The 17,682-nt window shown below is 58.2% G+C and carries 19 protein-coding genes and 1 pseudogene; 11 read left to right on the forward strand and 9 right to left on the reverse strand.

Annotated features, from left to right (window positions below):
- Positions 1-49: 49 nt before the first annotated feature.
- A complete protein-coding gene (locus BLU75_RS02725; protein ID WP_084381063.1) occupies positions 50-517 on the forward strand; it encodes a ferritin-like domain-containing protein in 468 nt (155 codons plus the stop codon).
- A gap of 225 nt (positions 518-742) precedes the next feature.
- Here BLU75_RS02725 and BLU75_RS02730 read toward each other — a convergent pair whose 3' ends face one another.
- Both BLU75_RS02730 and BLU75_RS02735 read right to left on the reverse strand, forming a co-directional pair.
- Positions 743-1,213, reverse strand: coding sequence for a MaoC family dehydratase (locus BLU75_RS02730; protein ID WP_090221365.1), 471 nt, complete (start codon positions 1,211-1,213; stop codon positions 743-745).
- Between the two features lie 65 nt (positions 1,214-1,278).
- Positions 1,279-2,223, reverse strand: coding sequence for an alpha/beta hydrolase (locus BLU75_RS02735; protein ID WP_084381061.1), 945 nt, complete (start codon positions 2,221-2,223; stop codon positions 1,279-1,281).
- A gap of 210 nt (positions 2,224-2,433) precedes the next feature.
- Between BLU75_RS02735 and fadD2 the strand changes: the two genes are divergently transcribed.
- Complete coding sequence (gene fadD2, locus BLU75_RS02740; protein ID WP_084381060.1) at positions 2,434-4,122, forward strand: long-chain-fatty-acid--CoA ligase FadD2; 1,689 nt, start codon at positions 2,434-2,436, stop codon at positions 4,120-4,122.
- A gap of 321 nt (positions 4,123-4,443) precedes the next feature.
- Positions 4,444-6,135, forward strand: a complete 1,692-nt coding sequence (gene fadD1, locus BLU75_RS02745; RefSeq protein WP_090221366.1) for a long-chain-fatty-acid--CoA ligase FadD1 — start codon at positions 4,444-4,446, stop codon at positions 6,133-6,135.
- A gap of 268 nt (positions 6,136-6,403) precedes the next feature.
- Here fadD1 and BLU75_RS02750 read toward each other — a convergent pair whose 3' ends face one another.
- Positions 6,404-6,781, reverse strand: a complete 378-nt coding sequence (locus BLU75_RS02750) for a hypothetical protein (protein ID WP_084381058.1) — start codon at positions 6,779-6,781, stop codon at positions 6,404-6,406.
- 200 nt (positions 6,782-6,981) lie between these two features.
- Between BLU75_RS02750 and BLU75_RS02755 the strand changes: the two genes are divergently transcribed.
- From BLU75_RS02755 to def, 3 genes are all read left to right on the forward strand, one after another.
- On the forward strand, positions 6,982-7,167 hold the full coding sequence (locus BLU75_RS02755; RefSeq protein WP_084381057.1) for a CsbD family protein: 186 nt from the start codon (positions 6,982-6,984) through the stop codon (positions 7,165-7,167).
- Positions 7,168-7,346: 179 nt separating this feature from the next.
- Positions 7,347-8,294: a YihY/virulence factor BrkB family protein gene (locus tag BLU75_RS02760; protein WP_084381056.1), complete on the forward strand. Its 948-nt coding sequence runs from the start codon at positions 7,347-7,349 to the stop codon at positions 8,292-8,294.
- 3 nt (positions 8,295-8,297) lie between these two features.
- The gene (gene def / locus BLU75_RS02765) at positions 8,298-8,837 is read left to right on the forward strand and encodes a peptide deformylase (RefSeq protein ID WP_084381055.1); all 540 of its coding nucleotides are present in this window, start codon (positions 8,298-8,300) and stop codon (positions 8,835-8,837) included.
- Here the strand turns inward: def and BLU75_RS02770 are convergent.
- Entirely contained in the window at positions 8,834-9,250 is a 417-nt protein-coding gene (locus BLU75_RS02770; protein WP_084381054.1) for a GNAT family N-acetyltransferase, read from the reverse strand. The two genes, def and BLU75_RS02770, sit on opposite strands and share 4 nt — an antisense overlap.
- A 355-nt stretch (positions 9,251-9,605) precedes the next feature.
- Here BLU75_RS02770 and BLU75_RS27130 point away from each other — a divergent pair.
- Positions 9,606-9,735, forward strand: a pseudogene (locus tag BLU75_RS27130) (LysR family transcriptional regulator); the annotation flags it as partial.
- A 224-nt stretch (positions 9,736-9,959) separates the two neighbouring features.
- Here the strand turns inward: BLU75_RS27130 and BLU75_RS02775 are convergent.
- The 3 genes from BLU75_RS02775 to gntR all read right to left on the reverse strand — a co-directional run bounded on the left by BLU75_RS02775 (position 9,960) and on the right by gntR (position 12,333).
- Positions 9,960-10,460 (reverse strand): hypothetical protein, encoded by a 501-nt coding sequence (locus tag BLU75_RS02775; RefSeq protein WP_084381053.1) that lies wholly within the window; start codon positions 10,458-10,460, stop codon positions 9,960-9,962.
- Positions 10,461-10,611: 151 nt separating this feature from the next.
- Positions 10,612-11,244 (reverse strand): glutathione S-transferase family protein, encoded by a 633-nt coding sequence (locus BLU75_RS02780; protein WP_084381052.1) that lies wholly within the window; start codon positions 11,242-11,244, stop codon positions 10,612-10,614.
- Positions 11,245-11,301: 57 nt separating this feature from the next.
- Positions 11,302-12,333: an HTH-type transcriptional regulator GntR gene (gntR, locus tag BLU75_RS02785; RefSeq protein WP_165447506.1), complete on the reverse strand. Its 1,032-nt coding sequence runs from the start codon at positions 12,331-12,333 to the stop codon at positions 11,302-11,304.
- Positions 12,334-12,546: 213 nt separating this feature from the next.
- Here gntR and BLU75_RS02790 point away from each other — a divergent pair, with 213 nt between their 5' ends.
- Positions 12,547-13,080, forward strand: coding sequence for a gluconokinase (locus BLU75_RS02790; RefSeq protein WP_084381050.1), 534 nt, complete (start codon positions 12,547-12,549; stop codon positions 13,078-13,080).
- Between the two features lie 84 nt (positions 13,081-13,164).
- Positions 13,165-14,517 carry a GntP family permease gene (locus BLU75_RS02795; RefSeq protein WP_084381049.1) on the forward strand — a complete coding sequence of 451 codons (1,353 nt, stop codon included), beginning with the start codon at positions 13,165-13,167 and terminating at the stop codon, positions 14,515-14,517.
- A gap of 118 nt (positions 14,518-14,635) precedes the next feature.
- Here the strand turns inward: BLU75_RS02795 and alaC are convergent, their stop codons facing one another.
- Positions 14,636-15,847, reverse strand: coding sequence for an alanine transaminase (gene alaC / locus BLU75_RS02800; protein WP_084381048.1), 1,212 nt, complete (start codon positions 15,845-15,847; stop codon positions 14,636-14,638).
- A 198-nt stretch (positions 15,848-16,045) separates the two neighbouring features.
- Here alaC and BLU75_RS02805 point away from each other — a divergent pair, with 198 nt between their 5' ends.
- On the forward strand, positions 16,046-16,531 hold the full coding sequence (locus tag BLU75_RS02805; RefSeq protein ID WP_084381047.1) for a GyrI-like domain-containing protein: 486 nt from the start codon (positions 16,046-16,048) through the stop codon (positions 16,529-16,531).
- Positions 16,532-16,585: 54 nt separating this feature from the next.
- Here BLU75_RS02805 and BLU75_RS02810 read toward each other — a convergent pair whose 3' ends face one another.
- The gene (locus BLU75_RS02810; RefSeq protein WP_084381046.1) at positions 16,586-17,071 is read right to left on the reverse strand and encodes a GNAT family N-acetyltransferase; all 486 of its coding nucleotides are present in this window, start codon (positions 17,069-17,071) and stop codon (positions 16,586-16,588) included.
- Positions 17,072-17,219: 148 nt separating this feature from the next.
- Here BLU75_RS02810 and BLU75_RS02815 point away from each other — a divergent pair, with 148 nt between their 5' ends.
- Positions 17,220-17,651 (forward strand): YybH family protein, encoded by a 432-nt coding sequence (locus tag BLU75_RS02815; protein ID WP_084381045.1) that lies wholly within the window; start codon positions 17,220-17,222, stop codon positions 17,649-17,651.
- Positions 17,652-17,682: the final 31 nt, after the last annotated feature.

Genomic DNA, 17,682 nt, shown 5'->3' on the forward strand with positions numbered 1-17,682 from the left:
GCTGCAATCTCTATTGCAACCTTCATCAACCTGCATAAGGAATTGAAAAATGACTGATATCAACAAAGAATCGATCTCTGTTCTGAACCACCTGATCCAGACCAGCAAAGACGGTCAGGAAGGCTTCAAGACATGTGCTGAAGACATCAAGCATCCGGAACTCAAAGCGCTCTTCGTAAAACGTGCCGCCGACTGCGCTACCGGTGCTGCTGAACTGCAGGCTGCTGTGCGCGCCATGGGCGGCGATCCGGAAGATTCCGGCAGCGTCGCGGGTGCGCTGCACCGTGGTTGGGTCGACGTGAAGTCGATGGTGACCGGTAAAGACGAAGAAGCGGTGTTGAACGAAGCCGAGCGCGGTGAAGACCACGCACTGAAGGCCTACAAGGAAGCGATCGAGAAGATCAACAAGCACAATCTGGTCGGCATCCGTGATCTGGTCGAGCGTCAGTTCCACGGGGCGCAACGCAACCATGATCAGGTCAAGGCCCTGCGTAACCAGGCGCGCGCTCAGTCTTGAGTCGTAGCTGCTTATGAAAAAAAACCGCCGATGCGGTAATGCTGTCCAGTTAAGGCTTTTTTGTAGGAGCGAGCTTGCTCGCGAAGAACTCATAGGCGCCGCGTTTTTCCAGGAAGCACGAGCTGTTGTTGACGTTTTTCGCGAGCAAGCTAGCTCCTACAGTGGCCGCTGTTTGCTTAACTGAACAGCATTACGCCGATGCGGGGCTTTTTCGTCGGGGCCGGGTCAGCCGATGCTGATGCTCGGCAGTTCGGTCAGGGTCACCACCTGCTGTTTGCGCGGCGCGAGGATCTCGGCCTCGCCGTCCACCACCAACTCATCGCGCTGGTTGAAGACTTGCGTGGCAATCCGCACGCGGAATTTTGGCAGCTTCTCGAGAATTTCCAGGCGCACGGTCAGGGTGTCGCCGATTTTTACCGGTTTCTGGAAGCTCATCTGTTGGCCGATATAGATGGTGCCGGGCCCAGGCAGCTCGCACGCCACGGCGGCACTGATCAGGGCGCCGCTGAACATGCCGTGGGCAATACGCTCCTTGAACATGGTGGCCTTGGCGAATTCGGCATCCAGGTGTACCGGATTGTGATCCCCGGACATGGCGGCGAACAGTTGGATGTCGCGCTCTTCAACGGTTTTGCTGTAGCTGGCTTTTTGGCCAACTTCGAGGGCTTCATACGGAGTGTTGGTAACCCGGGTCATCTATGGGTACATCCTGTGGCTAATCGATAATCTTAATTTGTTGATTCTAAACAAAAAACATACGTTCATTCGCAGCGCGCGGGCCTGCCACGGGTCACGGCCTGTGCCAGCCATGCCAGCACATCGGCGGTCACCGCGTCGCGGTTGGTCTCGTTGAACACTTCGTGGCGCGCCTGCAGGTAAATGTTCAGTTGCAGATTCTGGCAACCGGCATCACGCAATGCCTCGACGAGACTCTTGAGACGCTTGCCCTCACTGACCGGATCACATTCGCCGCCCATCACCAGGATCGGCAGGCCGTGATCGATCTGGACGAGATTGGACGCTTTGCTGATTTGCTGCAAGCCGCCCAGCAGGTCGATCCACAGCTGGTTGGTGCAACGGAAGCCGCACAACGGGTCGTTGATGTACTTGTCGACCTCGTCAGGGTCGCGGCTGAGCCAGTCGAATGCAGTGCGGTTGGGCTTGAAGGCTTTGTTGAACGAGCCGAATGATAGAAACTCGATCAGCGCGCTTCGGCCCCTGGGCCCTTGGCGCAGACGCTCTGCACGGGCGATCAGGCGCGCCACGCGGTACAGCGCCACTGGCTGGAAATTCGAACCACTGAGAATCACTCCATGCAGGCTTGCGCTGTGGTGCAGCAGATAAGCCTGTGCGATGTAACTGCCCATGCTGTGGCCCAGCAAGATAATCGGCACCCCAGGCGCTTGCTGGCCGATGTGTTGGTTGAGGCTGGCCAGGTCGCCGACCACTTTGTTCCAGCCATCATTCTCGGCAAACAATCCCAGGGTGCCTGCCTCGGCGGTACGTCCGTGGCCGCGCTGGTCCATGGCGTACAGACCATAACCCGTGTCGCACAAAGCCTGCGCCAGGCGTGCGTAGCGACCGCTGTGTTCGGCCATGCCGTGGGCCAGCATGATCAACGCCTTGGGCGGCGCATCCGGCAGCCATTGGTTGACGTAGAGACGACTGTGGTCGTTGGCGGTCAGCCAGAAAGTGGTGTGGTTCATGGCGCTTCCTTTGCTCAGGGTCGTTGCAGTGTATAGCTCATCCTTGGGCAGCCGTCCGATCAGCCCCGGCCTCAGGCGCAAGATTCATACAATCAATGACACGGTTCAGTGTATTTGCCTGTTTAGTCATAGCTGCTAACGTCCGTGAAGCTCCGCTTCCTATAAGTAGCAGGACGCGGCCGGGCACATTCAGGTAAGAGGACAAGAATAATGCAACCTGATTTCTGGAATGACAAACGCGCGAAGGGTGTTTCCAGCGAGCTTGACCTGACGGCGTACAAGTCAGTGATCGAAGTCTTCGAGCGTTCCTGCAAAGCCTTTGCCGACCGTCCGGCATTCAGCAACATGGGGATCACCCTGACTTATGCCGACCTTGAACGCCAAAGTGCAGCGTTCGCCGGTTACCTGCAACACCAGACCGATCTCAAGCCGGGCGATCGCATTGCGGTGCAGATGCCCAACGTTTTGCACTATCCGATTGCTGTGTTTGGCGCTCTGCGTGCCGGACTGACCGTGGTCAATACCAATCCGTTATACACCCCGCGGGAGATGCGTCATCAGTTCAGGGATGCGGGCATTCGTGCGCTGGTCTACCTCAACCTGTTCGGTTCGCGGGTCGAGGAGGTGGCGGCTGACACCGAGATCGAATACTTGATCGAAGCCAGGATGGGGGATTTCATGCCCGCCGCCAAAGGCTGGTTGATCAACACCGTGGTCGACAAGGTGAAGAAGATGGTCCCGGCCTACAACCTGCCCCGGGCGGTATCGTTCAAGCGGGCGTTGCGGATGGGCGCAGGCCTGAGCGTCACGCGGCATCCGGTGACCCTGGATGATATCGCTGTGCTGCAGTACACCGGCGGTACAACCGGGCTGGCCAAGGGGGCAATGCTGACCCACGGTAACCTGGTGGCCAACATGCAGCAGGTTCGAGCCTGCATGTCGCAGGTCGACGAGAACGGCCATCCACTGATCAAGGAAGGGCAGGAGGTGATGATCGCACCGCTGCCGCTGTACCACATCTATGCATTCACCGCGAATTGCATGTGCATGATGGTGACTGGCAACCACAACGTGCTGATCACCAATCCCCGCGACATTGGCGGCTTCATCAAGGAACTGAAGAAGTGGCGTTTTTCCGCGCTGCTGGGGCTTAACACGCTTTTCGTCGCGCTGATGGATCATCCCGACTTCAAGACCCTGGATTTCTCCAGCCTGAAGATTACCAATTCCGGTGGCACCGCCCTGGTCAAGGCCACCGCCGAGCGCTGGGAGCAAATCACCGGATGCTCCATCGGTGAAGGCTACGGGCTGACCGAAACATCGCCGGTGGCCAGCACCAATCCTTACGGCAGTCAGTCACGCCTGGGGACGGTTGGCATTCCGGTGCCGGGCACGGCAATGAAGGTGATTGATGATGACGGCATCGAGTTACCCTTGGGTGAGCGCGGCGAATTGTGCATCAAGGGGCCACAGGTGATGAAGGGTTACTGGCAGCAACCGGACGCCACTGCCGAGGCCCTGGACGCCGAAGGCTGGCTCAAGACCGGTGATATCGCGGTGATCGACCCGGACGGCTTTGTACGCATTGTCGACCGCAAGAAGGACTTGATCATTGTCTCGGGCTTCAATGTCTATCCCAACGAGATCGAAGACGTGGTGATGGGCCATCCGGCTGTTGCCAACTGCGCGGTGATTGGCGTGCCTGACGAGCGTACCGGCGAAGCGGTGAAGCTGTTTGTGGTACCTCGCGCCGAAGGTGTGAGCCTTGAAGAATTAAAGGCTTACTGCAAGGCCAACTTCACGGGTTACAAAGTGCCCAAACACATTGTGTTAAGAGAATCGTTACCGATGACGCCGGTGGGCAAGATTTTGCGTAGAGAACTGCGCGATATGGCTTAGAACGCGTCAAGTTACAGGCGGCAAGTTAAGGAACAGCCACTCTTTCTTGCCGCTTGACCCCTCTATTCCGAGTCTTTCAAGCTTTTTTTTGCTCTGTAGAATTTTTGCTCTAAAAATGACCAATAGATGTTCTTGAGTCGTGTTTATGACTGTAGGGGCTTCTTTTGGCTCTAGGCGGCTCCTGGCAAAGCTGCTACTCTCGGCCCGCTTTGTGACCTCTCGGCCTGCTTGAAACAGCCGGAATCACCCTGAAAAAGACAAACAAATAATAATCGCATCAAATGCGGTGAACGAATTCGCGTCGCTGAGGAGTGGGCTTCCATGATCGAAGACTTTTGGAAGGATAAGTACCCCGCCGGGATTGCTGCACAGATCAATCCAGACGAGTATCCAAATATTCAGGCGGTACTAAAACAGTCCTGCCAGCGCTTCGCCAACAAACCGGCTTTCAGCAACCTGGGAAAGACAATCACCTACGGTGAGTTGTTTGAATTGTCCGGCGCTTTTGCCGCGTATCTGCAACAGCATACCGACTTGCAGCCCGGTGATCGAATCGCCGTGCAATTGCCTAACGTCCTGCAATACCCGGTTGCGGTATTCGGCGCTATCCGTGCCGGCCTGATCGTGGTTAACACCAACCCGCTGTACACCGCGCGGGAAATGGAACACCAGTTCAATGATTCCGGCGCCAAGGCTTTGGTGTGCCTGGCGAACATGGCGCATCTGGCTGAGAAAGTCGTACCCAAGACCTCCGTCAAGCATGTGATCGTCACCGAAGTGGCCGACCTGTTGCCGCCGCTCAAGCGGTTGTTGATCAACAGTGTCATCAAGTACGTGAAGAAAATGGTCCCGGCCTATCATTTGCCCCAGGCCCTCAAGTTCAATGATGTCCTGGCCAAGGGGCATGGCAAGCCCGTCAACGAAGCCAATCCCGACAGCGATGATGTCGCAGTGCTGCAATACACTGGCGGCACCACCGGCGTGGCCAAGGGCGCGATGCTGACTCACCGCAACCTGGTGGCCAGCATGCTGCAGTGCAAGGCGCTGATGGGCTCTAACCTGCACGAAGGGTGCGAGATCCTGATCACGCCGTTGCCGCTGTATCACATTTATGTCTTCACCTTTCATTGCATGGCGATGATGTTGATCGGTAACCACAACATCCTGATCAGCAACCCGCGCGACCTGTCGGCGATGGTCAAGGAACTGTCGAAGTGGAAGTTCAGCGGGTTTGTCGGACTGAACACCTTGTTCGTGGCCCTGTGCAACAACGACGCCTTCCGCAAGCTGGATTTTTCCGCGCTGAAAGTCACCCTGTCGGGCGGCATGGCCCTGCAATTGGCAGCGGCGGAGCGCTGGAAAGCGGTCACCGGCTGCTCCATTTGCGAAGGTTACGGCATGACTGAAACCAGCCCGGTGGCCACCGTCAACCCGATCCAGAATATCCAGATCGGTACCATCGGTATTCCGGTGCCGTCGACCCTGTGCAAAGTTATCTCGGATGACGGTGCCGAGTTGCCGCTGGGCGAAATCGGCGAGCTGTGCGTCAAGGGCCCGCAGGTGATGAAGGGCTACTGGCAGCGTGAAGATGCCACCGCCGAAATCCTCGACAGCGAAGGCTGGTTGAAGACCGGGGATATTGCGATCATCCAGCCTGACGGCTACATGCGCATTGTCGACCGCAAGAAAGACATGATTCTGGTCTCCGGTTTCAACGTCTATCCCAACGAGCTGGAAGATGTGCTGGCGGGGCTTCCGGGCGTACTGCAATGCGCCGCCATTGGTGTGCCGGACGAGAAGTCGGGTGAGCACATCAAGCTCTTCATCGTGGTCAAACCGGGTGCGACGCTGACCAAGGAGCAAGTGATGGAACATATGCGCGCCAACGTCACCGGCTACAAGGTGCCGAAGGCCGTTGAGTTCCGCGATGCGTTGCCGACCACCAACGTCGGCAAGATCCTGCGCCGTGAGTTGCGGGACGAAGAGCTGAAAAAGCTCGGGCTGAAAAAGTAATCCAGCCCTTAACAAAAGCCCCGTACCGCCGGTAATACTGTTCAGTCAAGGCTAAATAATCCGTGGCGAGGGGGCTTGTCCCCCGTTGGGCTGCGCTAGCAGCCCTGAAACCTGCCACCTTGGTTTGACTGGAGGAGCGGAGAGGCCTTTTTGGGGCTGCTGCGCAGCCCAACGGGGGACAAGCCCCCTCGCCACAGGACAAGCTCCTTGCCACAAGGGATTATCTCGCCTTAAGTCATGCGCGGCTTTTCTGTTGGTGGCAAGGCGCCTACAGGGCGAACTGCGCGAAGCTCACACCTGCGCCGGTCGGGCGCACATCCCTGAGAAACGAATCCTTGTCCGCGCTCAGTTCCAGGGTGATTTCCGGCTTGCGTTTGCCCGCATTGCGCACCACCAACCCTTCCAGCTTTTCGCGCAGGAACGTCGTTGGTACTTTCAAGTGCAGCAATTGATCGGTGTCGGCATCGTGCATCAACAAGTGAATCCACTCGTATTGACCGACGCCAATGCGCACCACCGGCAGGTCGAACCACCAGATGTTGCGTTTGCGGTCGAGGTCGGTGAAGTGGCAGTTGTTGACGCCGAGTACGGCACCGCCCAGTTCCTGGTTTCTGCGGGCGATGGCCTGTGCTTTGTTGAGTTTCATAACCTTCCTACGGGATCTGTTACCCAGCGCTTGCGTCTGGATGTGCCGGGCATTCTCGTGGGTTGGCGGCAAAACATAAAGCCAAACCTGTACCGGATGATGAAAAGCCTGGTCAAAAATAATTGAAACTCTGCTTTAAAGCCCAGGGTCAATTCTACGTGATGCGCAAAAACCCTTGATTGTTCTTACGGAGAAATACCATGGGCAGTACAGCGGATAAGGCAAAAGGCTTGGCGAACGAAGCGGTTGGCAACGTCAAGCAGGGCGTCGGCAAAGCCACTGACAACGATAAGCTGCGCGCGGAAGGTGTGATTCAGGAAAAGAAAGGTGAAGCACAGCAAGCCGTTGGCAAAACCAAGGATGCGGTGAAAAAAGCCACTGAATAAGGCCGAGTCGTCTGGTTTCAGCGCGCGGTACAACGGCCATCCACGGATGGCCGTTTTTGTCTCATACCCTGTGATTAAAGTTTCGAAATTGTTTCAAGGTCGCCAAATAGGCTACCTTGATGTAAAAAACGGCCCCTGAGTCGCCTACGAACTCAACCTTTGCGGCGAAAGGAGACGCTATGATTTTTCCGGTACTTGACGGTCTCAAACTACACAAGGTGCTGATGCGCACCGTCACCGAGTTCCTGGATGACGAGATGCCCACCTACGCCTCGGCGCTGGCTTATCAGATGCTGTTCTCGCTGTTCCCCTTTCTGTTGTTCTTGATTGCCCTGATCGGCTTCCTGCATTTGCCCGATTTCTTCAGTTGGTTGCGCCTGCAATCGGAATTGGTATTGCCACCCCAGGCGCTGGAGCAGGTCAACCCGGTGATTGATCAGTTGCAGCAATCCAAGGGCAGTTTGGTGTCGGTGGGTATTGTCATTGCGCTATGGACTGCTTCGGCGGGCGTGCGCCTGATGATGAGCGCAATGAACGCGGCCTATGACGTGGTCGAGGGGCGGCCGATCTGGAAGCGCTTCCCGCTGTCGATTTTCTACACCGTGGGCATCGCCGGCATGTTGCTGGCCGCCGCCGCGCTGATGGTCCTCGGACCGCAAGTGATGGAGTGGCTAGCCGGGCAGATTGGCATGCAGGAGTTCGTGGTCACGCTCTGGACCATCGTGCGTTGGCCGTTGATCGTGATCCTGCTGATGTTTGCGGTGGCTTTGATGTACTACGTGATGCCGGACGTGGAGCAGAAGTTTCGTTTTATCACCCCGGGCTCGGTGCTCGCAGTGGTGGTGTGGATCGTGGCCTCGCTGGGCTTTGGTTATTACGTGAAAACATTCGCGGATTACAACGCCATGTATGGCAGTATCGGCGCGATCATTGTCCTGCTCCTGTACTTCTACATCTCGGCCGCCGTGTTGTTGCTCGGGGCAGAGATGAATGCGGTCATCGAGCATATGTCCGCCGAGGGCAAGGACCCCGGCGAAAAAGATTTTGGCGAGCCTGACGAAAAACCGCAGGTCTCCGGCCTCGGTCGGGACCATTCGATTCCCAAGCCCACTACTGACGAAACCTGACCGATGATCCGTGAAATCCTGAAAATGGGCGACGAGCGCCTGCTGCGTATTGCTCAGCCAGTGCCGCCGGAGATGTTTGATACACCCGAGTTGTGGCAGTTGGTCGATGACATGTTTCAGACCATGGAGCACGTGGGTGGTGTCGGCCTGGCCGCACCGCAGATTGGCGTTGACCTGCAACTGGTGATCTTCGGCTTCGAGAGCAGTGAACGCTACCCGGACGCCCCGGCCGTGCCCCAGACGATCCTTATCAACCCGTTGATCACGCCGCTGAGTCCGCTGGTGGAAGAGGGCTATGAAGGCTGCCTGTCAGTACCGGGCATGCGCGGGGCGGTGGATCGCTATCAACAGATTCGCTACGAAGGTTTCGATCCCAAGGGCGAACCGATTGTGCGCGTTGCCGGTGGCTTTCATGCGCGGGTGGTGCAGCATGAGTGCGATCACCTGATCGGGCGGCTGTATCCGTCGCGGATTACCGACTTCGGAAAATTCGGGTTTATCGAGGTGATGTTCCCGGATTTGGAGCCTGCGGCTGGCGATTAAACCTGGCGACACAAGCCCATGGCAATCATTGGCTTGTTGCGTTTGTAGCGCACCAGGCGTTCGGCCAGCGACTGGGGTAACACAGTCTGCTGGCTGAACCCGATACCTGCATAAAACCTTTCCAGATCCGGGTGGCACAACAGCCACACCGTGCCTTCCACTGGTGCCACCGCTTCACGAATCAGTCGCGCCGCCAGCCCATGGCCACGAAACGCCGGATCGACAAATACCCCGGTCAGCCATTGCCCGCCCACCACCGTGCTCAAACACAGGCCGGCGACAATCTCGCTGTGCCGAGCCACCCACAATTGACCGCCCTTGAGAGCTTTCATGGGCGACTCATGACGGCGGTAAAACTTGTTCAGCAGCGGCCACAGGGGCTCTGCCAGCAGATCGATATGCAACTCGGTCATGGTCGTTCGACGGCTGTGATTCAGGGCCGAGGATTATAAATCGGGCAAAGCAACTTCTGCTGGGGAATAGGTGCTATACCCCTTGTTACATTTCCCTTAAGTGGAGCACGCATCATGGCTAAAGGCATGGATTCAAAGAAAGCCGCGAAGAAGAAACCGGCAAAGACCGCCGATGAAAAACGCGCGGACAAAAAAGCCAAGAAATCCGAAACGGGTCTGTTTGGTCATTGAGACGACGTCATATCCGTTGCCGCCGAAACCACAGCAACGGATATGAACCCTGCCCATCACGCTCTTTGATCATCCGCTCTCGGCCGCCAACGCAGCCATTACCGCCGGACGCACACCCACCCGCGCCTTCAACCTGGTGCGTGACGGTGTAGGTGGGCCTGGTGCCCGAGATGACCCTGCCGGCCCCGCGTCAGGGCTTGCGTATCATGCCGTTGAGTGTGCCGATCCCTCGTGAGTTTGCCTTGGCCGGTTAACCTGTAAGGTCTCCGTCGCCGGCGGCGATCGCCTTGCCGGGTGCCAATGAGGTCGTGCTATGAGGCGGCCACCATCAGCCAGTTCAACTCGACGCCGCAAACCCCGATTATCTGTAGGAGCGAGCTTGCTCGCGAAGATCGTCAACGATGATGCGTGCATCCTGGATGGTGCACGGTGACCTTGAGTTTTTCGCGAGTAAACGCGCTCCTACAGCGGGAAGGGGTCAGATGGCCGCCAGCGCTTCTTTCACAGCCTTGATTTGTGGGTCGGCGGTTTTCTGCGCGTATTGTTCAGCGGCTTGTGCCTTCAAACGGTCCGCCACTTCCTGGGCGATGGCGTTCTGTTGCACGAGTGGCATCGACTTTACATCCTCTTCGGTCAGACCCTTTTCCTTGAGGATCTGATCGCGCATATGCTCGGCCGGCGTCTTGCTCATGTACTCATTGAACTCTGCCCGAGCCTGGGTGTTGGCCTCGGTTTTCGGCGTGGCGGTCGTCGGCGGTGTGGCTTGCAACTGTATGCGGGTCTTGGCGAAGGCCGCATCCACATTGCTCGCGGTAGCGTCCGTGGCTTTTTGTGTGGCTTGCGCCTGGGTCGCGGTCGCGGCGTTCTGCACGTTTTGCATGACACCGCTGTACAGCGCGCTGGCTGCGGCATTGGCGGGGTCCATGTCGGAACGCTTGGATTGTTGGATCACTGAGGAGACTTGGCTATTGACCAACATGCTCGGGCACCTGTGAATGTGGGCGATGATTCAGAGGCAGCAATTAGCGTGCCGAGAGGCAAACATCCACGTTTGCAGGGCCTGAGCTAGCCGGGGAGGCAACGGTTGTCCGGGGGGCGGTCAAACGTTGCCGGTGCCAGGCAACGTTTACTCAGTTATGCCCGTCGAGGGCGAAGGTTTGAAAACCTTGGTGTTGTCCGAGCCTTGCGTAGTAGGCGTCGACTGCGGCGTAGGCAGGGTGTTCCATGGGTGTCACCCGCCAGCGGTGCACTGACAGGCCGATCAGAATGTCCGCGAGGGTGAAGGTGTCACCCGTCACATACGCGCCGGTTTTGCTCAGCTGTTGATCCAACAGTCCCATTTTGTCATTCCAGGCCCGCACACCGGCGGCAATGCGCTCGGGATCCAGGCGGTCGGTATTGTTACGTACCAGCGCGTGGAAAGCGTCGCCCCAGGAGCGGTTGAGTTCGGTGGCTTGCCAGTCCATCCATTGCTCGACCCTGGCCCGCGCCGCAGGCTCGGCCGGCAGCAAGTCATGGCGCTGGCGCAAACCCACCAGATAGCGGCAGATGGTGTTGGATTCCCACAGCACGCCGTGCTCATCGAGGATCACCGGCACCTGGGCATTCGGGTTGAGGGCCAGGAACTCGGGGGACTGGGTCGGGGCAAACCCGATCCCCCAATCTTCACGTTCGTAGTCGATGCCCAATTCCAGGCAGGTCCACAGGACTTTTCGTACGTTGATAGACGAAGTACGACCCAAGATCTTCAGCGAGTGTCCCATGGTGCTTCCCTGGCGATGGTGAGTTGGCAGGCAGCAATTTAGCAGGGGCTTGCTGGCCTAGCTACTTTCGCGGATTTTCAGCTCAAATCCCATATCCACCACCGGCTTGGCGATCTTGTTGCCGGCCATCAACGTCAACAGGTGTTCTGCGGCGCGCCGGCCAATGGCCTCGCGCGGGGTGCTGATGCTGCTCAGGCGCGGCACCATGAACGATGACGCGGGTAAATCGTTGAAGCCCAGAATAGCTACTTGCTCCGGCACCTTGATCCCGTGGCGCAGGGCTTCGAGCAGAGCTCCATGGGCCAAGTCATCGTTGCCAAAGAAAATGGCGTCCACATCCGGGTGGCTGGCCAGCAGTTGTAAAAACAACTCGCCGCCCAGACCCACCGACGAGGGGCGGGGCGTCAGCAGTTCCAGGGCCGGGTCATACAACTGCGCCCGCTGCAGGGCCCGGCGGAAGCCCTCGCCGCGCAACAACGTGCGCTGGTCCAGTTGCGCACCTATGTAAGCCAGGCGTTTGCGACCCCGCGAGATCAAGTGGGCGGCGGCGGTTTCGCCTGCGCTGGTTTGTGAGAAGCCGACGCAATTGAGACCGGCGCCGGGGTCCAGGTCCATCATGTACACGCAGGGCACATTGCTGGACTCGAGCATCCGGCGTGCGCTTTCAGTGCGATCAAACCCGGTCAGCAGCAAGCCTCGAGGTTGATAAGCCATGTAATTGCGCAGCAGGTTTTCTTCTTCTTCCCGGGAGTAGTGAGTGTTGCCAATCAGCACCTCGAAGCCCTTGGGCCGCAAAATCTGGTGAATGGCTTCCAGGGTTTCAATGAACAACAAGTTGGACAGCGACGGCACTAATACCACCACCGAATGGCTCTGGGCCGAGGCCAGCGCACGGGCCGCCGGGTTGACCACATAGCTCAGCTCGGCGGCGGCCTTCTGGACTTTTTCCACCAGTTCGGGGGCGACGGTACTGACGCCGCGCAAGGCCCTGGACGCGGTAATCGGGCTGACGCCGGCTAGGCGTGCGACTTCATTGAGGGTAGGGCGGCCCGTCGTGCGGGTATTTTTATCGTTCTTGGAGGTCATCAGGCGGCTTGCCAAACAAAATTCGAGGCACTAAGGTAGCGCTGTCCCTACAAGCCTGCAAATACTTGAGCAACGGGTTGCCTGATCCTTGCTTGGACGGTGGAAAAGGATGCACGCGTCACTCCATAAAAATGACAACAAGGCGCGGGAAAAGCCTGTCTTTGCACCAGTCTCCAGGCTGGCAAAGGTAGCGCTATCTGCGTCCTGAGGTGTTTCATGAGTCAACCTGTTACCGCCCTGGTCATCATGGGTGTTGCCGGCTGCGGCAAGACCAGCGTCAGTGAGGCCCTGTGCCAACTGAACGGTGCCACCGCCATTGAAGGCGATAGCTTTCACCCAGCCGCCAATATCGAAAAGATGAGCGCGGGCCATCCCCTGAACGACGACGACCGTGCCGGTTGGCTCGACGTCCTGTGCGATGAACTGCGCCGCTCGCTCAAGGCTGGCGAGCATCCGGTCCTCACCTGTTCGGCGCTGAAGAAAAAATACCGTGACCACCTGCGCGAAGCCGCGCCGGGCCTGGGTTTTGTCTTTTTGGAATTGACGCGCGAGGTGGCGGCTGATCGGGTGTCCCATCGTCCCGGGCATTTCATGCCGGCCAGCCTGATCGACAGCCAGTTCGCCACGCTTGAATCGCCGGTAGGCGAGCCGTTGACCCTGGCGCTGAATGCCAGTGAAGACAGCGTCCTGGAGCTGGCGCGGCAAACCGATGCCTGGTGGCGTCAGCAAGGTTTTGAACCAACCAAATAATTTTTTGCCGGACAGGATAGCGCTGTCTGTAAGCATAAATTTCAACACTGGCTTTAATAACAACAACAAACAGGAGAGACCCCCATGTTTGGCATGTCACACGAATCCTACCTGCTGCTTGATGCAGTGGTCACCATCATCGGGCTGATCGTATTGATTACCCGGTTCAAGGTCCACCCGTTCATTGCGTTGATCATCGCGGCGGGCTTTCTCGGCCTGACCTCGGGCATGCCCGTAGATAAGATCATCAAGGCGTTCCAGGACGGCTTTGGCGGAGTGCTCGGTTTTGTCGGGATTATCCTGGCGCTGGGGACGATGCTTGGCAAAATGATGGCCGAATCCGGCGGGGCCGATCAGATCGCCCAGACGCTGATCCGTGCCTTCGGCAAGGACAAGGTGCAGTGGGCGATGATGTTCGCTGCGTTCCTGGTAGGCATTCCGCTGTTCTTCGAGATCGGCTTTGTGCTGCTGATCCCGTTGGTGTTCATCGTGGCGCGGCGTACTGGCGTATCGCTGATTAAAATCGGCATCCCGCTGCTCGCCGGTCTGTCGGCGGTCCACGGCCTGGTGCCGCCGCATCCGGGTCCACTGTTGGCGATCGGGGTGTTTGGTGCCGATATCGGCAAGACCATTCTTTACGGCCTGATCGTCGCCTTGCCGACTGCCATCATCGCCGGACCGATCTTCGGTACGTTCATCGCCAAGTACATTCCCGGCAATCCCTCCCAGGAACTGGTCGACCAACTGGCCCGTGAGTCGGACTCAAGCACGTTGCCCAGCTTCAGCATCACCTTGATCACCGTGCTGTTGCCGGTGTTCCTGATGTTGCTCAAAACCTTCGCCGACATTGCTCTGCCAGAAGGCCATATGGCGCGTAACTGGATGGACATGATCGGTCACCCGATCAGCGCCTTGCTGCTGGCGTTGCTGCTGTCGCTGTACACCTTTGGCCATCGTCAGGGCATCGGTTCCAAGCAGATCCTTAAACTGCTCGATGCCAGCCTGGCGCCGACGGCGGCAATCATTCTGATCATCGGCGCGGGCGGTGGCTTCAAGCAGATGCTGGTGACCAGCGGCGTGGGTGACGTGATCGGCCATATGGCGGTGACCGCGCAGATCAATCCGATTCTGCTGGCCTGGCTGGTGGCGGCGGTGATTCGTGTGGCGACCGGTTCGGCGACCGTGGCGACCATTACCGGCGCAGGCATCGTGGTGCCTGTGGTCGGCATGGTACCGGGGGTGAATCTGGAGTTGCTGGTGCTAGCGACAGGGGCGGGCTCGTTGATTCTGTCTCACGTCAACGATGCGGGCTTCTGGCTGGTGAAGCAGTACTTCAACATGACCGTCGCCGAAACCTTCAAAACCTGGACGGCGATGGAAACCATTCTGTCCATCGTGGCGCTGGGCTTCATCATGTTGCTGTCATTGGTGGTGTAAACCTGTAGGCGCTGGCTAGCCTGCGATGCAGACGCCTCGGTGTTTCAGACATACCGAGGTGATGCTATCGCAGGCAAGCCAGCGCCTACATTGATTGTGTTACGGCTGGTGGATTGGATCAGACTTTAGTGACCAGCCCATCTGCCCGAAACATCCCGCGAATCCCCCGCACTGCCTGGCGAATCCGGTCCTGGTTTTCGATCAGCGCAAAACGCACATGATCATCGCCATACTCGCCAAAGCCGATGCCGGGTGACACACACACCTTGGCCTCCAGCAACAGCTTCTTGGCAAACTCCAGCGAGCCCATCGCCGCATAAGCCTGGGGAATCTTCGCCCAGACGTACATCGACGCCTTGGGATTTTCCACCATCCAGCCCAGCTCATGCAGGCCTTTTACCAGCACATTGCGCCGTTGGCGATATTGCTCGGCAATATCCTTCACGCACTGCTGGTCACCTTCCAGCGCCGCAATCGCTGCCACTTGCAGCGGAGTGAAGGTGCCGTAGTCGTGGTAACTCTTGATTCGCCCCAGGGCATTGACCAGTTCCGGGTTGCCGACCATGAAGCCAATGCGCCACCCGGCCATGTTGTAGCTCTTGGACAGGGTGAAAAACTCCACGGCGATGTCTTTCGCGCCGGGCACCTGCATGATCGACGGGGCTTTCCAGCCGTCGTAGACGATGTCGGCGTAGGCCAGGTCGTGGATCACCAGTACGTCGTACTGTTTGGCCAGGGCGATCACCCGTTCAAAGAAGTCCAATTCCACGCATTGCGCGGTGGGGTTGGAAGGGAAGCCGAGGATCATCATCTTTGGCTTGGGGATCGAGCCGCGAATGGCCCGTTCCAGTTCGGCGAAGAAGTCCACGCCAGGAATCAGCGGCACGGAGCGCACCTGGGCGCCGGCGATCACCGCACCGTAGATGTGAATCGGATAACTGGGGTTGGGCACCAGCACCGTGTCGCCCTGGTCGAGGGTGGCCAGCATCAAGTGCGCCAAGCCTTCCTTGGAACCGATGGTGACGATCGCTTCGGTCTCAGGGTCGATGTCCACTGCATAGCGATCCTTGTACCAGCGCGAGATTGCCCGGCGCAGACGCGGGATGCCTTTGGAGGTGGAGTAGCCGTGAGTGTCTTCGCGCTGGGCAACGGTCACCAGTTTTTCCACGATATGCGGTGGTGTCGGGCCGTCGGGGTTGCCCATGCTCAAGTCGATGATGTCTTCGCCACGACGACGGGCGGCCATCTTCAGCTCGGCGGTGATGTTGAACACGTAAGGGGGGAGTCGATCTATGCGCGCAAAGCGGCGCGGCGAACCGTGGTCTGCCATTGTTGCCTCGGAGTACGTAAGCGCCCGGAACCGTCCGAGCGACGTCGGCCACTGCGGTGGCCTGCGGGACGGACGATACGGCGAGTGATGGCGAGTTGTCCAGATGGCGCCACGGATTTTTTTAGCGCTTGAAGCAAAGGGTGGGTATGACCCTATACTCGATATGGTTTTGTTCCTTCACCGCTGGAGATTGTTCAAATGGATCAACAGACGACGCTACCGTTGGCACCGCGCATGGAAGAGGGCAAGGCCCTGGTGATCGCGGGTGTTTCCGGTCGCTATTCGAAGGCCACGGTCGGAGACATTCCCAAGTTGTGGGAGCTTTTCGATACGTGTATCAAGGACCTCAAAAAGCGTGTCGGCGGCGTGACCTATGGTGTTTGCTATAACGCCGGCCACGATGAGTTCGATTACATGGCGGGGGTCGAAGTACCTGCCAAGGGCGATGTACCGAGCAACTTTGCGGCGATCGAAATCCCGCTCCGGCAGTATGCGGTGTTCCCTCATTACGGTCCGGTGCAGGCGCTGGCGCAGACCTACGAGCGCATCATGTTCGAGTGGTTGCCGACCTCGGGCTACAAGGTCACAGGCGCTGACTTTGAGCGGTACAGCGCCGATTTTGATGTAAGAAAGGGGACCGGGACGGTGGAAATCTGGATGCCGGTCGAGACTAAGGCGGGATAACACTGTCTCCCATGAGCGAGGCGTGCCCTCGCTCCATTCAGGGCCTCCAGTTGTTCAAAATATCAACGCCAGCCGCCGTTCATACCCGATCCGCCCTTTATACGCCTCTCCGCTGTCCACCCAGCCCAAGTGCAAATACAGGCCCATCGCCGCTTCATTGTGACTGTCCACCGACAACTCCAGCGCCTTGATCTGTGGCCAGGCCAGGCGTGCCGCGGCGGGTAATGCTTGCAGGCAGGCTTTGCCAAACCCCTGGCCTTGCCTGCCGCGATCGACTTGCAAAGCGTGCAGGGTGGCGCTGTGTTCGTTGGCCCAGTGCGGCAGGCAGGGTGGGCGCTTGAGCAACAGGAAGGCGACGGGAACCTCATCGGCCAGCAGCGCGAAACCCTTGATGCCGGGGCTGGGGTTGACCAGCAAAGTGTTCAGCGCACAGTAGATATCACCAGCGTAAGGCAGTTGCTCGGGGTGAATCTCGAGGGTGCCGAGCTGCTGTTGCTGCGCGGCAGTCAGGGTCTCATAGGGCACGAGGCGGGTTTGCATCGAATACTTGTCCTGATTGCTACAGCAAGGAGGCAAATTCTAGCGGGTTTGTCGTCATCAAGATTTTTTTTCACGCACTTGTCGATTGCTCGGGTGGCCAGTCGACTACGGGTGTCTTCCGTGATTTTTCCCTGGAAGGAGCATCGCCATGAGTACCCAAGTGAACAGCGAAATCAGCACCCTGATCAAAAACTGGCAGCAAGCCGTGATGGTCAAGGATCTCGACAAAATCGTCAGCTTCTACGCCGACGACATTGTCGCGTTTGATGCGGTGACGGCCCTGCAATTCAAAGGCCGTGAAGCCTACAAGGCCCACTGGAAAGCCTGCGCGGAGTTCTGCCCTGGTCCCGGGATCTTCGAGTTTCACCACTTGAAGATCGTCGCCGCGGCCGACAGCGCCTTTGCGCACTGGCTGGCCCGTTGCGGTGGCACCGGCCCCGACGGCGTGGAGAAGGTCTGCTGGATGCGCGTCACCGCCGGTTATCAGCGGATCAACGGTGAGTGGCGAGTGGTGCACGAGCATTGGTCCGCACCGTTCGATATGCAAAGTGGTGCGGCGCTGTTCGACCTGGAGCCCTGATCGTCGGGAAATTCGGCAACTTGCCAATCCG

Origin of the sequence: Pseudomonas mucidolens (assembly GCF_900106045.1) — a bacterium.
Classification (GTDB): domain Bacteria; phylum Pseudomonadota; class Gammaproteobacteria; order Pseudomonadales; family Pseudomonadaceae; genus Aquipseudomonas; species Aquipseudomonas mucidolens.

Bases quoted from the DNA above. Each gene is read 5' to 3' on its own strand.
- BLU75_RS02725 (WP_084381063.1), top strand. From the start codon at position 50: ATGACTGATATCAACAAAGAATCGATCTCTGTTCTGAACCACCTGATC.
- BLU75_RS02730 (WP_090221365.1), bottom strand. From the start codon at position 1,213: ATGACCCGGGTTACCAACACTCCGTATGAAGCCCTCGAAGTTGGCCAA.
- BLU75_RS02735 (WP_084381061.1), bottom strand. From the start codon at position 2,223: ATGAACCACACCACTTTCTGGCTGACCGCCAACGACCACAGTCGTCTC.
- fadD2 (WP_084381060.1), top strand. From the start codon at position 2,434: ATGCAACCTGATTTCTGGAATGACAAACGCGCGAAGGGTGTTTCCAGC.
- fadD1 (WP_090221366.1), top strand. From the start codon at position 4,444: ATGATCGAAGACTTTTGGAAGGATAAGTACCCCGCCGGGATTGCTGCA.
- BLU75_RS02750 (WP_084381058.1), bottom strand. From the start codon at position 6,781: ATGAAACTCAACAAAGCACAGGCCATCGCCCGCAGAAACCAGGAACTG.
- BLU75_RS02755 (WP_084381057.1), top strand. From the start codon at position 6,982: ATGGGCAGTACAGCGGATAAGGCAAAAGGCTTGGCGAACGAAGCGGTT.
- BLU75_RS02760 (WP_084381056.1), top strand. From the start codon at position 7,347: ATGATTTTTCCGGTACTTGACGGTCTCAAACTACACAAGGTGCTGATG.
- def (WP_084381055.1), top strand. From the start codon at position 8,298: ATGATCCGTGAAATCCTGAAAATGGGCGACGAGCGCCTGCTGCGTATT.
- BLU75_RS02770 (WP_084381054.1), bottom strand. From the start codon at position 9,250: ATGACCGAGTTGCATATCGATCTGCTGGCAGAGCCCCTGTGGCCGCTG.
- BLU75_RS02775 (WP_084381053.1), bottom strand. From the start codon at position 10,460: ATGTTGGTCAATAGCCAAGTCTCCTCAGTGATCCAACAATCCAAGCGT.
- BLU75_RS02780 (WP_084381052.1), bottom strand. From the start codon at position 11,244: ATGGGACACTCGCTGAAGATCTTGGGTCGTACTTCGTCTATCAACGTA.
- BLU75_RS02790 (WP_084381050.1), top strand. From the start codon at position 12,547: ATGAGTCAACCTGTTACCGCCCTGGTCATCATGGGTGTTGCCGGCTGC.
- BLU75_RS02795 (WP_084381049.1), top strand. From the start codon at position 13,165: ATGTTTGGCATGTCACACGAATCCTACCTGCTGCTTGATGCAGTGGTC.
- alaC (WP_084381048.1), bottom strand. From the start codon at position 15,847: ATGGCAGACCACGGTTCGCCGCGCCGCTTTGCGCGCATAGATCGACTC.
- BLU75_RS02805 (WP_084381047.1), top strand. From the start codon at position 16,046: ATGGATCAACAGACGACGCTACCGTTGGCACCGCGCATGGAAGAGGGC.
- BLU75_RS02810 (WP_084381046.1), bottom strand. From the start codon at position 17,071: ATGCAAACCCGCCTCGTGCCCTATGAGACCCTGACTGCCGCGCAGCAA.
- BLU75_RS02815 (WP_084381045.1), top strand. From the start codon at position 17,220: ATGAGTACCCAAGTGAACAGCGAAATCAGCACCCTGATCAAAAACTGG.